Annotated in this window: 10 protein-coding genes and 1 pseudogene; 7 read left to right on the forward strand and 4 right to left on the reverse strand. The window is 70.6% G+C overall.

Translation table 11 applies throughout. The annotated features are described in order from the left end of the window. The first annotated feature begins 106 nt into the window (after nt 1-106). From ACIBH3_RS10435 to ACIBH3_RS10445, 3 genes are all read left to right on the forward strand, one after another. Nucleotides 107-922 carry an NAD(P)H-binding protein gene (locus ACIBH3_RS10435; protein ID WP_396311519.1) on the forward strand — a complete coding sequence of 272 codons (816 nt, stop codon included), beginning with the start codon at nt 107-109 and terminating at the stop codon, nt 920-922. Between the two features lie 185 nt (nt 923-1,107). Then, nucleotides 1,108-3,084, forward strand: a complete 1,977-nt coding sequence (locus tag ACIBH3_RS10440; RefSeq protein ID WP_396311520.1) for an ABC1 kinase family protein — start codon at nt 1,108-1,110, stop codon at nt 3,082-3,084. A gap of 191 nt (nt 3,085-3,275) precedes the next feature. Beyond that, nucleotides 3,276-4,844, forward strand: a complete 1,569-nt coding sequence (locus ACIBH3_RS10445) for an alpha/beta hydrolase (RefSeq protein ID WP_396311521.1) — start codon at nt 3,276-3,278, stop codon at nt 4,842-4,844. Between the two features lie 203 nt (nt 4,845-5,047). Here the strand turns inward: ACIBH3_RS10445 and ACIBH3_RS10450 are convergent, their stop codons facing one another. After that, the gene (locus tag ACIBH3_RS10450) at nt 5,048-5,602 is read right to left on the reverse strand and encodes a hypothetical protein (RefSeq protein WP_396311522.1); all 555 of its coding nucleotides are present in this window, start codon (nt 5,600-5,602) and stop codon (nt 5,048-5,050) included. 91 nt (nt 5,603-5,693) lie between these two features. On the opposite strand from ACIBH3_RS10450, the gene ACIBH3_RS10455 reads away from it, so the two are divergent. After that, nucleotides 5,694-6,206 carry a PadR family transcriptional regulator gene (locus ACIBH3_RS10455; RefSeq protein ID WP_396311523.1) on the forward strand — a complete coding sequence of 171 codons (513 nt, stop codon included), beginning with the start codon at nt 5,694-5,696 and terminating at the stop codon, nt 6,204-6,206. A 252-nt stretch (nt 6,207-6,458) separates the two neighbouring features. On the opposite strand, the gene ACIBH3_RS10460 is transcribed toward ACIBH3_RS10455, so the two are convergent. After that, nucleotides 6,459-7,088, reverse strand: coding sequence for a TetR/AcrR family transcriptional regulator (locus ACIBH3_RS10460; RefSeq protein ID WP_396311592.1), 630 nt, complete (start codon nt 7,086-7,088; stop codon nt 6,459-6,461). 135 nt (nt 7,089-7,223) lie between these two features. Here ACIBH3_RS10460 and ACIBH3_RS10465 point away from each other — a divergent pair. Beyond that, a pseudogene (locus tag ACIBH3_RS10465) lies at nt 7,224-7,307 on the forward strand (DNA-binding protein); the annotation flags it as partial. A gap of 31 nt (nt 7,308-7,338) precedes the next feature. On the opposite strand, the gene ACIBH3_RS10470 reads toward ACIBH3_RS10465, so the two are convergent. After that, nucleotides 7,339-7,821 carry an inorganic diphosphatase gene (locus ACIBH3_RS10470; protein WP_396311524.1) on the reverse strand — a complete coding sequence of 161 codons (483 nt, stop codon included), beginning with the start codon at nt 7,819-7,821 and terminating at the stop codon, nt 7,339-7,341. A 409-nt stretch (nt 7,822-8,230) separates the two neighbouring features. Here ACIBH3_RS10470 and ACIBH3_RS10475 point away from each other — a divergent pair, with 409 nt between their 5' ends. Both ACIBH3_RS10475 and ACIBH3_RS10480 read left to right on the forward strand, forming a co-directional pair. Beyond that, nucleotides 8,231-10,684, forward strand: coding sequence for a sodium-translocating pyrophosphatase (locus ACIBH3_RS10475; RefSeq protein WP_396311525.1), 2,454 nt, complete (start codon nt 8,231-8,233; stop codon nt 10,682-10,684). Nucleotides 10,685-10,793: 109 nt separating this feature from the next. Further along, nucleotides 10,794-11,960 (forward strand): N(5)-(carboxyethyl)ornithine synthase, encoded by a 1,167-nt coding sequence (locus ACIBH3_RS10480; RefSeq protein ID WP_396311526.1) that lies wholly within the window; start codon nt 10,794-10,796, stop codon nt 11,958-11,960. Nucleotides 11,961-12,084: 124 nt separating this feature from the next. Here the strand turns inward: ACIBH3_RS10480 and ACIBH3_RS10485 are convergent, their stop codons facing one another. Beyond that, nucleotides 12,085-13,290, reverse strand: coding sequence for a hypothetical protein (locus tag ACIBH3_RS10485; RefSeq protein WP_396311527.1), 1,206 nt, complete (start codon nt 13,288-13,290; stop codon nt 12,085-12,087). Nucleotides 13,291-13,816 lie beyond the last annotated feature (526 nt).

Here is a 13,816-nt window from a genome sequence, read left to right on the forward strand (position 1 = left end):
AAGCGAGTGAGTCAGTCAGCTGACTAACTCGGATCGGATGGCGCGGCCGGTCTGGCCGGCGCCGCCGGTGTACTCGGCGTGCGCAATGACGACAAGGGGAGTAGTCATGATCGTGGTAACCGGAGCAACCGGGAACGTGGGCCGGCCGCTGGTGCAGGCCCTGGCCGAGGCCGGCGAGCAGGTGACGGCCGTTTCCCGCCGGGCTGCCGGGCTGCCCGAGGGCGTGACGCACCGGCAGGTGGATCTGGCCGCTTCAGGGAGCCTCGCGCCGCTGCTCGAAGGCGCCGACGCGCTGTTCCTCCTGGTCCAGGGCGAGGACCCGCAGGGCGTCGTCGATGCCGCCGCGGCCGCCGGGGTGCGGCGGATCGTCCTGCTCTCCTCCCAGGGGGCCGGGACGCGGCCGGAGGTCTACCGGCACCCGCGGGCGTTCGAGGACGCGCTGCGGCAGTCCGGGCTGGAGTGGACCGTCCTGCGGCCCGGCGGCTTCCACTCCAACGCCTTCGGGTGGGCGCAGACGGTGCGCTCGCAGCGGACGGTCGCCGCGCCGTTCGGCGATGTCGCGCTGCCCTCCGTCGACCCGGCCGACATCGCCGAGGTCGCGTCCGTGGTGCTGCGTCAGGGCGGGCACGCCGGCCGTACGTACGAGCTGACCGGCCCGGCGGCGATCACTCCGCGCGGACGGGCCCGGGCGATCGGCGACGCCCTCGGCGAGCAGGTGCGGTTCGTCGAGCAGAGTCGCGAGCAGGCCCGGGCCGAGCTGCTCCAGGTCATGCCGGAGCCGGTGGTGGAGGGCACCCTCGCCATCCTGGGCGAGCCCGTGCCGGCCGAGCAGCAGGTCAGCCCCGACGTCGAGCACCTCCTCGGCCGCCCGGCGCGCACCTTCGCCGACTGGGTGGCGGGCAACCTCGCGGCCTTCCGGTGACCGGCCCGGGGTGGTGGTGACGCCAGGCGCCGCCCCGCGCCCCGCGCGCCGCGCGCCGCGCCCCGCGAACCGCGGGCGCGGGGCGGGGGCCCGGCCGGCGGGCTCGGGTGTGCGGCCGGTGGCCGAAGCGGTGATGCGCGCAAAGGGGGTGATCGCCGGGTCGATCGATGATGGAGTTGGCGTCCATGACCATCTCCTTAGTCCTCGCCCTGGTGGCGGGCGTGTCGATCAACACCTTCCTGCTCGCCTTCGGAGCGCGCCGGCTGCTCGACGCCCACTTCTCGCTGACCCGCACGGTCATCGCCGGAGCCTGCGGTCAGGCCGCCGCCAACCCCGTCATCACCGGTCTCGTGGGGAAGACCGACCCCGACGACAAGCCCGGCGTCATCGTTCTCTTCGTGGGTCTGGGATGGGCCTGCGCCCTGCTGATCGCGATGATCATCCTGGTTCTCTGGGAGGCGTTCGTGCCGGCCGGCACGGCGACCACCCCGCTGACCTGGCTGCGCGGGCTGCGCGCGCGAGCCAAGCGGACCCGCCGCTACTGGCAGATCACCCGCATCCTGGCCCGGAACGGCTTCGGCCCCTACCTGCGCGGCCGGGCCCGCCCCGGCCAGGCGTCCGCCCAGGACCAGGCCCACCTCGCCCGGGCGCTGAGTTCCGCACTGGAGCAGGGCGGCGTCACCTTCGTGAAGCTGGGGCAGGTGCTCTCGACCCGGCGGGACATGCTGCCACCGGCCTTCGTGACCGAGTTGGCCCGCCTCCAGGACCGCGCCGCACCCGTCCCGTGGGAGGAGCTGGAGCCGGCGCTGCGGGCGGAGCTCGGAGCGCCGGTCGAGGAGGTGTTCGCCGCCTTCGACCGGAGCCCGCTCGCCTCCGCCTCGATCGCCCAGGTGCACGTCGCCCGGCTGCGCACCGGTGAGGAGGTGGTGGTGAAGGTCCAGCGACCGGGCGTGCGCGCGACCGTCGAGCGGGATCTGGAGATCGTCGGACGACTGGCCCGGAGCATCCACCGGCGCGGCGGCTGGGGCCGTTCGATCGGGGTGCTCGAACTCGCCGAGGGCTTCGCGACGGCGCTGCGGGAGGAACTCGACTTCCTGGTCGAGACGCGCAACATGACGGCGGTCGCGGCGGCGGCCCACGCGCGCGGGGACGGCTCCCGGGTCCGGATACCCGAGCCGTACCCGGACCTCTGCACGGTCCGGGTGCTGGTGATGGAACGACTGGCCGGCACGCCGCTGGCCAAGGCCGGGCCGCTGATCGGCGAACTCGGCCTCGACCGCCGCGACCTGGCCGGCGACCTGCTGGCGACGCTGCTGCGGCAGGTCACCCTCGACGGCGTCTTCCACGCGGACCCGCACCCCGGGAACATCCTGCTGCTCACCGACGGCCGACTCGGCCTGCTCGACTTCGGGTCCGTCGGACGTCTGGACAGCGAGCTCCAGGCCGCGTTGCAGCGGCTGATGATCGCGATGAACCGGGCCGACCCGGTGGCGCTGACCGACGCGCTGCTGGAGGTCGTGTCCCGCCCGGACGGCCTGGACGAGCAGGGACTGGAACGGGCACTCGGCGCCTTCATGGCCCGCCATCTGGGACCTGGCTCCGCGCCGGACGTCCAGCTCTTCACCGCCCTGTTCCGTATCGTGGCCCGCTACGACCTGTCCGTACCACCGGAGTTGGCCGCCGTGTTCCGGGCCCTGGCGACCCTGGAGGGCGGGCTCACCCACCTCGCGCCGGGCTTCGACCTGGTCGCCGAGGCGCGCCGGTTCGGGGAGAAGCACCTCGCGGAGCGGCTGCGGCCCGCCTCGCTCAAGGAAGCCGCCGGTGACGAGCTGCTCGCCCTCCTGCCGATGCTGCGCCGGCTGCCGCGACGGCTCGACCGGATCGCGGCCGCCGTGGAGGGCGGACGGTTCGGCATGAACGTCCGGCTGCTCGCGGACGAACGTGACCGGCGTACCGTGAACGGCCTGCTCCAGCAGGTGCTGCTCACCGTGCTGGCGGCCACGGCGGGAATCATGGCGGTGCTGCTGCTCGGACTGAAGGACGGGCCGACGCTCGACGGGCGGATGACGGTCCACCAGTTCCTGGGCTACTGCCTGCTGGTGATCTGCTCGGTGCTCGCCCTGCGGGTGCTGATCCTGATCTTCCGCCCGGCGCGCCGGTAGGCGGTGGGGGAGGCCGGGGAGGTGGGCAGCCGGGCGGGTCCCGGGCGTGCCGTGCCTGCCCGGCGGATCGCGGGATCCGTCCGGCACAAGGGCTTGAAGCTCCCGCTGGGGGAGTTCCTACCGTGCTGCCGTGCGCGGACGGCCTGCGAGCCCGGTCGCGCGTACGTACCGAGATGTGCGAGGAGGCGGTCATGACGGCGTTCGTGTTGGTGTCGGAGTGCTACACCGGTGGCTGGGTCTGGCGTGAGGTGACTGACCGGCTGCGGGGGGCGGGTGCCGAGGTGTACCCCGCGACGCTCACGGGTCTGGGGGACCGCCGCCATCTCGCGGCGCCCGGCACGGACCTGGAGACGCACATCGAGGACCTGGTGCAGCTGATCGACCACGTGGACGCGCCGGAGGTGGTGATCGTGGGCCACGGCTACGGCATCCACCCCGTGCTGGGCGCCGCCGACCGGCGGCCGGAACGGATCGGCCGGATCGTCTACCTGGACGCGGGCATGCCCCAGGACGGTGACGCGGCCATCCAGCTGGTGAGCGACCAGAGCGTCCACGAGCGGATCCGGGACCTGGCCGGCCGGGCGTCCGGCCAGGCGTCCGACCAGGGAAGTCGGGCTGATCGGGGCGATCAGGGTGATCAGGGTGAGGACGGCTGGCGGATTCCCCCGCCGGAGCTCGGCGAGTGGCAGCGCATGGGCAGCACCGCGGGTCTCGGCGAGGAGGCGCTGGCGACGCTGGACCGCTTCGCCGCTCCGCAGCCGGCGGGCACGCTGACCCAGCCGCTCCGGCTGTCGGGGGCGTTCTCCGCCCTGCCCACGACCGGGGTCCTGTGCACCGCGGGAGGCATGAACATCGCCGCGATCGAGACGCTGGTGGCCTCGGGCCCACCGCAGTTCCGGGCGCTCGCCGACCCCCGGGTGACCTTCTTCGAGCTCGGGACCGGGCACTGGCCGATGCTCTCGGCCCCCGCCGAGCTGGCCGGGGTACTCCTCAAGGCCGCCGCGGGCGAGGGGCGCCGGCTGACCGCGCCGGAGGGCGAGCGGCCGAGCTGGCTCGGGCCCTTCCTCCTGGACGTACCGGAGCGGCCCCGCGAGCGGGTCGGGCGCGCCGACCTCTACCTGCCGGACGCCGACGAGCCCCGCCCCGCCGTGGTGTTCGTCCACGGCGGCCCGATCCCCGTCGACATGCAGCCCACACCGCGGGACACCCCGCTCTTCGTCGGCTACAGCCGGTACGCGGCCGATCTGGGAGTCGTCGGCGTGACGGTGGATCACGGCCTGCACGCGCTCACCGACTACGCGCGCGCGGCCGAGGACATCGCCGAGGCGGTCGAGCTCGTCCGGGCCGATCCGCGCGTGGACGGGCAGCGCGTGGCGCTGTGGTTCTTCTCCGGCGGCGGGCTGCTGACCGCCGACTGGTTCGCCGCGCCGCCGCCGTGGCTGCGCTGTGTGGCCGCGAACTACCCCATCCTCGCGCCGCTGCCGGGCTGGGGCATGGTGGCGCCGCGGTTCCGCCCGGTGGAGACGGTCCGCGCGGCCGGGCAGCTGCCGATCGTGCTGACCAGGGCCGGCCTGGAGAGCGCGGTGATCGCCGCGACGGTCGAGGAGTTCCTCACCGCAGCCGAGGACTGCGAGGCCCAGGTCGAGGTCGTCGACGTCCCGCTCGGCCACCACGGCTTCGAGATCATCGACCACACCGACCGGTCACGCACCGCCGTGGCTCACGCGATGCGCTCCGTCCTCAGCCGCCTGCGGAGCTGAGACCGTGAACGCCGAAGTCCCCGACCGGTTTCCCGGCCGGGGACTTCGGGCGGCCCTGCCGGGCAGCGGTGGAGGCCACGAGCGTCGAACGGGTGAGGGATCGACCCGGGATCCGCTCCGGCTGTCCTTCGGGTAGGGACGGGTCCACCCGAGGGGGCGAGGTCAGGCGATGGCCTCGGCGGTCGCCGCGCGGTGGCGTGTGGTCACCGGTGGCCGGCCTTCGTCTGGACGGCGGCGATGTAGCGGACCGTGAACACCATGGGGAGGGCGAACCCGGCGACCTGGACGATCGTGGCGGGCGTCGAGTGGGCGTGGCCGCCATGGGCGATCACCGCGAGCGCGGCGGCCGTGGCGGCGAAGGCCACGGTCCAGACGGTGGTGATGACGACGTTGGTCCGGATGAACGGCTTGAGCCCCCATACCTCCCGGGGCGTGCTGCGCTTGGCGATGCCCAGGGTGAACGGCTTGCCGATGAGCAGGGAGACTCCGGCGATGACCGCGAGGGTGGCCGAGGACAGGGCCGCCGAGTACTCGTGCACGCCCGAGTCCGGGTTGGCGAAGGCGATGGCCGCCAGTGCTGCGAAGAAGGCCGCCGAGCCCAGTTCGATGATCAAGGCGTCGAAGCCGGCCCCGGCCGTGCGCTGCTGGGCGATGAGCGCCACCGCCACCACCAGTGCGGCCAGCGCGGCCCACTGCCACTGCCCGGACGGAAGCACCGCGAAGACGATCCACGGAAGGAAGGTGCGCACGTAAGACATCAGGAAGTCCCCCTCAACGTTCCAGTTCTGACAGGTCAAGACTGTACATTGCATGGGTGACATGTCAACAGTGGAATGTATGGTGGTCCACATGAGCCTTCGATATGCCCTCCTCGGACTGCTGTCCGAGCGCCCGGCCAGCGGGTACGACCTGCTCAAGAGGTTCGACACGGCGCTGGCCGACGTCTGGCCCGCCACTCAGAGCCAGATCTACACAGAACTGTCCAGGCTCGCCGACGCCGGAATGATCGGCGTCACGGCAGAGGGTCCGCGCGGGCGGAAGGAGTACACCCTCACCGGCGAGGGGCTGGCCGAGTTGCAGCACTGGCTGACCGGGACCACCCCGCAGCGCAACACGCGCAGCGACATCCTGCTGAGGGTGTTCTTCCTCGGTGTGCTCACACCCGAGCAGGCGCGCGGCTATCTCGCCGGGCTGGCCGAACTGTCCGAGCAGGGGGGCGAGGACCTGCGCGTCCTGGCCGAGGGCATCGACTGGGGCGGCGACAGCCTGTCCGTCTACGGCAGGATCGCCCTGGAGTACGGCCTGCGGTTCAATGCCATGCGCCGCGAGTGGGCCGAGTGGGCGGTCGGCCAGATCCCGTAGTGCTGGTCCGGCCTCGCCCCGTCCCCGCCCGTCCTCGTAGGTGTTCGGGCGGGCGCCTCCCGGCCGACGGGCGGTCACCGGAACCGCATCCGTGGACGACGAAGGCCCGGACCGTCGAACCGGTCCGGGCCTTCCGCCGGGAGGATGCGAGCTCCGAACGCGTGCGGGGTGCTCCCGAAGCACCTTCCAGCGGTTGGTCCGACCGTCCGGGCGGGCTGTTCCCCCCGATGCGGTCCGGTGCCTGTGGTGAGGTCACGAGGTCGCGGCGGTGGGGTGGTTGCCGAGGGCGGCGCCGAGGAGGGCGCGGAGGTGATCGGCTTCCGGGATCAGCGTCGCCTCGATCTGGTCGTCGGTGCGGCCTGCCAGGGTGAGTTCCTGGATGCGCCGGAACAGCAGGCGGTCCGCCGCGGCGATCAGAGCGGCGTGGGCCCGGGGCGCGATGGCCGGGGCGGCATCCGGGGTGGCGGCGGTCAGTGCTGCGGCGAGTGCCTCCTCCCGCTGGTCGTGCAGTTCGCGTACCCGGGTGGTGAGGGTGGGGCTGTCGGCGACCATGCGGGCGAACGCGAGGCCGGTGAAGCCGACGACGGGGCTGTGCTCCAGCAGGGCTGCGCGGAAGGTCCGCCCCAGCGCGGTGAGCGGCTCCTCGCCCGGCCCGCGCTCGGCGACCGCCCGGGCCAGGCCCTCGGTGAACGCCTCGTGGTGGTCGAGGGCCAGGTCCTCCTTGCGGGGGAAGTAGTTGGTCACCGTCTTCTTGGCCACGCGAGCCGCGGCGGCGATCTCGGCGATGGTGGTCTGCTCGAAGCCCTGCTCGATGAAGAGCCTGGTCGCGCAGTCGGAGATCAGCTGCCTGGTCTCCTGCTTCTTGGACTCGCGGAGTCCCATCTCGGTAACCATGGAGCAATTTTACATCCGTCGCAAAATTATGCTTGACCGATCTCCATGGTCTTGGCTAAAGTTGCATTCGTTGCAAAGTTCGCCCGAATGAATGGACTCTACGCGAAGGCCGCTGCGACAGGGCGGCCGGTCGTTCTGCTGACGTCGGACATCGACGACACGGCCAAGCTCTGCGGTGATCGCGTGCGTCTCGTAGCTGTCCGATGAGCCCCTCGTGGTACCCGCCGGCGAATGCGCATCATGCGGCGGCGGCTCTGGATCGGGAGGCCTCGATCTCGGTGTAGGCGCCAGCCTTGTTCTCCCAGTGGGAGCCCTCGACGGATTTACCGGGTTCGAGGTCCTTGTAGACCTCGAAGAAGTGGGTGATCTCCAGCAGATCGAATGGTCGCACGTCTTCGATATCCTGCAGCCGTGCGAAGCGAGGGTCGTGAGCGGGTACGCAGAGCACTTTCTCGTCGGGCCCTTTCTCGTCGGTCATGACGAACATACCGATGGCGCGGCATGTGATGCTGCATCCCGGAAAGGTGGGGTCGCCGACCAGGATGAGAGCGTCGAGAGGGTCGCCGTCGCCGCCGAGAGTGTGTTCGATGAACCCGTAGTCGGCTGGGTAGCGGGTGGCGGTGAACAGCATCCGGTCCAGGCGGATCCGCCCGATGGCATGGTCCATCTCGTACTTGTTGCGCGAGCCTTGGGGGATCTCGACGATCACCTCGAAGTCCATGTCGGTCTCCTGGGGCTTTCTCTGGCGTCCTACGGCGCCACCGGCTCCCCGTCCTCATTCTCGGGCGGATCCGCCGCATCCGCATGGCGGGCACCCGGTTGCACTAATGCTCTGGAGACCCTCGGCGGCACGGGCTAGCCTCTCTCTGAACAGGGATTCGCCCTGGGCGCGACATGTGAATGAGCGCAAGGCGATGACCTTCGCGGCGCATGATTTCGCATTCCATCCGAAGGCCCTGGGTGGCGCACTGGGCACAGTCACTCTGCGGGAGTCGAAGCACAGAGGTTCTCAGGCGATCCAGTCGAACGAGTCGAACCAGGCCCAGTAATTCGTATGTCGCGCCGACTCGCCCGCACAGCCGAGCAGTACAGCGCGCCCGGCGCGCCGGCGCGACGTCAAGGAGGACGGAATGGCTGTGCTCGTCCACGCCAGCGCATCGGCCATACAGCAGACCGCCGCGCTTGTCCCCAGGCCGAGCCTGCTCGGTGCTCGGGCCGCGGTCGCGCCCGCGCTGACCGGGTCAGACCGGACCCTCGTGGTGGTCGTCGCGCTGGTTGCGGCCGGAGCGCTGGTGGTGGCCTGGGTGTTGGCGCGGCAGGTGCTGGCCGCGGATGAGGGCACCGAAACGATGCGGCGGATTGCTGCGGCCATCCAGGAGGGGGCCAACGCGTATCTGGCGCGTCAGTTCCGCACCTTGGCGGTCTTCGCCGGGGTGGTGCCGTTCGTGCTACTGCTCCTGCCGGCGGACAGCTGGGGGCAGCGGATCGGGCGTTCGGTCTTCTTCCTGGTCGGGGCGGTGTTCTCGGCGACGACCGGCTATGTGGGGATGCAGTTGGCGGTGCGTAGCAACGTGCGGGTGGCGGCGGCGGCGCGGGCGGCGACCGCACCGGCGGCGGCGGGGGCGCTCCCGGAGGCACCGGGGGCACCGGAGGTGCGTGCGGTCTCGCACCGGGCGATGCGGATCGCGTTCCGCACCGGTGGGGTGGTGGGCATGTTCACCGTGGGGCTGGGACTGCTCGGGGCGGCAGTGGTGGTGTTGATCTACCAGGCGAACGCGCCGAAGGTACTGGAGGGGTTCGGCTTCGGCGCGGCGTTGCTGGCGATGTTCATGCGGGTGGGTGGGGGGATCTTCACCAAGGCCGCTGACGTGGGCGCGGACCTGGTGGGCAAGGTGGAGCAGGGGATCCCGGAGGACGATCCGCGCAACGCGGCGACGATCGCCGACAACGTGGGCGACAACGTCGGGGACTGCGCGGGGATGGCGGCCGACCTGTTCGAGTCCTACGCGGTGACTCTGGTCGCCGCGCTGATCCTGGGCAGGGCCGCCTTCGGCGACGACGGCCTGTCCTTCCCGCTGGTGGTGCCCGCAATCGGGGTGCTCACCGCGGTGCTGGGCATCGCCGCAGTCTCCCCGCGGCCTGGGGACCGCAGCGGGATGACCGCCATCAACCGCGGGTTCTTCGCCTCCGCCGTGGTCTCGCTGGTTCTGGTGGCCGGCGCGGTCTTCGCGTTCTTGCCGGCCCGATTCTCCGATCTGCACGCGGTGCCGGTCGAGATCAGCCGGCACGCGGGCAGCCCGCGGCTGTTCGCCCTGGCCGCGGTGGCCATCGGGATCGTGCTGGCCGCCGTCATCCAGCAACTGACCGGCTACTTCACCGAGACCACCCGGCGACCGGTACGGGACGTGGGCAAGACCTCGTTGACCGGCCCGGCCACCGTGGTGCTCTCCGGTGTCGCGCTCGGCCTGGAAGCGGCCGTGTACTCCGCCGTGGCCATCGGCGCCGCTGTCTACGGCGCCTACCTGCTCGGCGGCGGCTCGCTGATCCTGGCCCTGTTCGCGGTCGCGCTGGCCGGCACCGGGCTGCTGACCACCGTCGGCGTGATCGTGGCGATGGACACGTTCGGCCCTGTCTCCGACAACGCTCAGGGAATCGCCGAGATGTCCGGCGAGGTCACCGGCGCGGGAGCGCAGGTGCTCACCGAGCTTGACGCGGTCGGCAACACCACCAAGGCGATCACCAAGGGCATCGCCATCGCCACCGCGGTGCTCGCCGCCACCGCGCTGTTCGGCTCGTTCACCGACGCCATCGCCACAGCCGAGGCTCAGATCGGACCGGCCGCTCACGGCGCGAGCCTGAGCCTGGCCATCGACCAGCCCAACAACCTGGTCGGCCTGCTGCTCGGCGCCGCCGTCGTCTTCCTCTTCTCGGGACTGGCCATCAACGCGGTCTCGCGTTCCGCCGGCGCGGTGGTCTTCGAGGTCCGCCGCCAATTCAGGACCCGACCCGGCATCATGGACGGCACCGAACTGCCCGAATACGGCCGGGTGGTGGACATTTGCACACGCGACGCGCTGCGCGAACTGGCAACCCCCGGCCTGCTCGCCGTGCTGGCGCCGATCGCTGTCGGTTTCCTGTTCGGTGTCGGCCCGCTGGGTTCCTACCTGGCCGGCGCCATTGGCGCCGGCGCCCTGATGGCCGTCTTCCTGGCCACCTCCGGCGGTGCCTGGGACAACGCCAAGAAGCTGGTCGAGGACGGCCACTACGGCGGCAAGGGCAGCCCCGCCCACGCTGCCACCGTCATCGGCGACACCGTAGGGGACCCCTTCAAGGACACCGCCGGACCCGCCATCAACCCCCTGTTGAAGGTGATGAACCTGGTCTCCCTCCTGGTCGCCCCGGCCATCGTCAACCTGAGCTTCGGCTCGCGCGCCCACCTCGGCCTCCGGCTGACCATCGCCCTGGTGGCCTTGGCCGTCGTCATCACCGCAGTGTGGATCTCCAAACGCCGCAGCATCACCGTCGGCACGGACGAAACGCCCACCGACGCCCAAGCACCGGAGGAGCCCACCCCCGTCCGATAGTCCCGACCTGAGCGCTCTGGCCAGCCGCCTGCGGTGCCCCCGATTAGGTGCGGCGTGCTACACCTGAAGTAATCAAAGGGGCGCTTTGCACCAACTCAATCTCGGAATCATGGCGCAGTCACGCAAGGAAAACGAGCACCGACTGCCGATCCATCCCGCGCACTTTGAGCGGATCGACCCCGACCTCCGTGAACGCATCCACCTCGAGCAGGGCTACGGAGAGAGTTTCGGTGTCTCGGACGAGCAACTGGCCCCGCTCGTCGCCGGATTGCTCCCACGGGCGGAGCTCATCGCACAGTGCGATGTCGTTCTGCTGGCCAAGCCGATGCCGGAGGACGTCGCCGAGTTGCGCGAGGGGCAGGTCCTGTGGGGCTGGCCGCACTGCGTCCAGGACGTGAGGATCACCCAGACGGCCATCGACCGTCGGCTGACGCTCATCGCCTTTGAGGCGATGAACCACTGGACCAGGGACGGCTCGTTCAACCTGCACGTCTTCCACAAGAACAACGAGCTGGCCGGGTACTCCTCGGTACTGCACGCCATGCAGTTGCGGGGTGCGACCGGTGACTACGGCCGGCGGTTGCGCGCGGTCGTGATCGGCTTCGGCGCGACAGCCCGAGGGGCCGTAACGGCACTGAACCGCCTGGGCGTGCACAACGTCGACGTTCTCACCGCTCGTGGCGTGACTGCAGTCAGCTCACCGATCCACTCCGCTCGAATCGTTCAGTTCGATCACGACGAGGCGGACGACACCTCCGATCCCCGCCGCAGCCACGCCCTCACCGAGGAAGGCCGGATCCCGCTGGCGGAGTTCCTCTCCGAACACGACATCATCGTCAACTGCGTCCTTCAGGACACCGGGGCACCGCTGACCTTCCTGATCGACGAGGACCTCGACACGCTGGCGCCGGGCACCCTCGTCATCGACGTCTCCTGCGACGAGGGCATGGGATTCAGCTGGGCACGGCCGACCACCTTCGCCGAGCCCATGTTCACCGTCGGCGACAACGTGCACTACTACGGCGTGGACCACAGCCCGTCCTACCTGTGGAACTCCGCCACATGGGAGAACAGTGAGGCGCTGATCCCGTACTTGCGCCCGGTCCTCGACGGTCCCAGCGGCTGGGAGGCCGACGAGACCATCCGCCGCGCCATCGAGATCCGCGAAGGTGCCATCCAGAACCCGGCCGTGCTGGCCTTTCAGCACCGGTCTCCGACCTACCCTCACCCCAAGGGGCCTGCCGGCCGACCTTCGAACGTGGTTGGACGGGGGTGAACGGGACCAGAACCGAGATGATGCGGTTCGCTGGGATCTGGGGCGGGGAGCGTGGGCGGACACGGGCGAGCGGGTTGCCCCGGTGCGTCGCGGCGGTCGCGTACCCCGGGCACGGATCCGATGCTCAGCCGCCGCCGTAGGTGGCCTGGGTGACCGCGAAGACGTTGCGTCCGCCCGTGGTCTCCTGCAGCGACCACAGCAGGTCGGGGTTGGTGGTGTCCTCCCAGTAGGAGAGGCTCTCGCCGCCGCCCACCCAGGCGAAGGTGGAGGGGCCTGCGGTCGGGGTCCAGTAGTAGAGCTTCTTCTGTCCCGAGGAGTTGAACCACCATCGGCCGTTGTGGGAAGCCACGCCGTTGAGGTTGTACCAGGGCAATTGGAGGGCCTGACCGGCGGTCGTCGTTGCGGCGAACGTCGTCGCCCCGGACGCGAACGGGAAGCGGACGGCCCTGGGCGGGCGATTGGGGTAGTCGGTACAACCCGACTGGCAGGTGTACTCCGTCATCACGATCGACTTACTGACCCGGTCGAGGGAGATCGACGACCACACCAGGCTGTTGTCGGAGGTCGTCTGCGACGTGATCGTGCCGATCTGAGGCAGTACGTAGGCGTAGTTGTGGGCGTAGTAGACGGTCCCGGACTGGCGGCCTATCTGGTCGGAGGTGCCGCCGGAGTCGGTATTGAGGATCTTGCGCATGTCGAAGACGCGCATGCCGTGCCCGGTGTCGGCGACGTAGAGGTAGTTGCCGTACCACGAGACGCCGCCGGCGTGGATCGGGATGTCCTTGAAGTCCGGTGACGCCGCGGTGCCGGTCGGCTCCACCAGGAGGATCTTGCGGTAGGTGTTGGGGTAGGTGGCGTCCCAGTCGACCAGGGTGATCCGACTACGCTGCTGGGCGCCGCCGCAGCCGTCCTTGGTGTACCAGCTCACCAGCACGAGCTGATGGCCGTCGTAGTTGCCGCTGTCCGCGGTCCCCACGGCGTCCCGGCTCGTCGTGATGCCCTGCGGGAAGCTCTGGCAGTCGGAGTTGTCGCCGTCGTCGAACCGGAAGCCGGTGGACAGGCCGCCGACGGAGAAGGACGCGGGGAGCGCCTGCCGGTCGTGGTTCGCGTTCTCCATCACCGTGTGCACGGCAGAGGTCCCCAGCGCCGTGACGAGGGCCGAGTTGAGCGTGTCGAACCGGTGGTAGTTCGCGGTGAGGGTGTACTCGGACGCGTTCAGGGGCGTCGGTGCCGCAGCGGCCGCCGCCGGCGACGCGCCGACGAGCGTGCCGGTGATGAGCAGGCCGGCTGCGACTATCGCCCCCGCCGCAGTTCTGATGTGACGGATCATCAAGGCGAGCCTCTCCATGTGAATGGATCAACGGTCACTCACGTTATGGCCGCGTTGAGCATGTCCGCAACACCCCGAGGAGGGCCGGAGCGGGTTCCGAAGCCGCCACCGCCGCGGGGTCGAATTCGGAGGTGTCGGACTGCGTGCAGCCGTGGCTCGCCACCGGGCAGACCTCGCAGCGGCGGGTGACGCCGGCCCCGGTGAGGGTCCGTTCCAAGCGCTCCTGTTGCTCGGGCGACATCGACTGGTCCCGGTCGGCGTGGCCGAAGTGCGCCTCCGTAGTCACCGTGGCAGCCGCCAGGTTCGGGCTGTCGAACTGATCGGTGGCGGGTCGACCCGGCGGAAGCCGCCGATGGCGGCCGCATGGACCGGATCCGCAAGGCCACCGTGTAGGGAGCCGACATCCGCGTGCGGGATCGACCCGCTCCGCCCAGTGGTGGGATGACGCCTAACGGCGGCAGGTGGACGGTTGAGACCCGAATGGCTTCGGGCCCACTGTGCCCAGGAGACGCCGAAGGTCCGGGCC

It is taken from the genome of Kitasatospora sp. NPDC050543, assembly GCF_044457565.1.
Taxonomy (GTDB): domain Bacteria; phylum Actinomycetota; class Actinomycetes; order Streptomycetales; family Streptomycetaceae; genus Kitasatospora.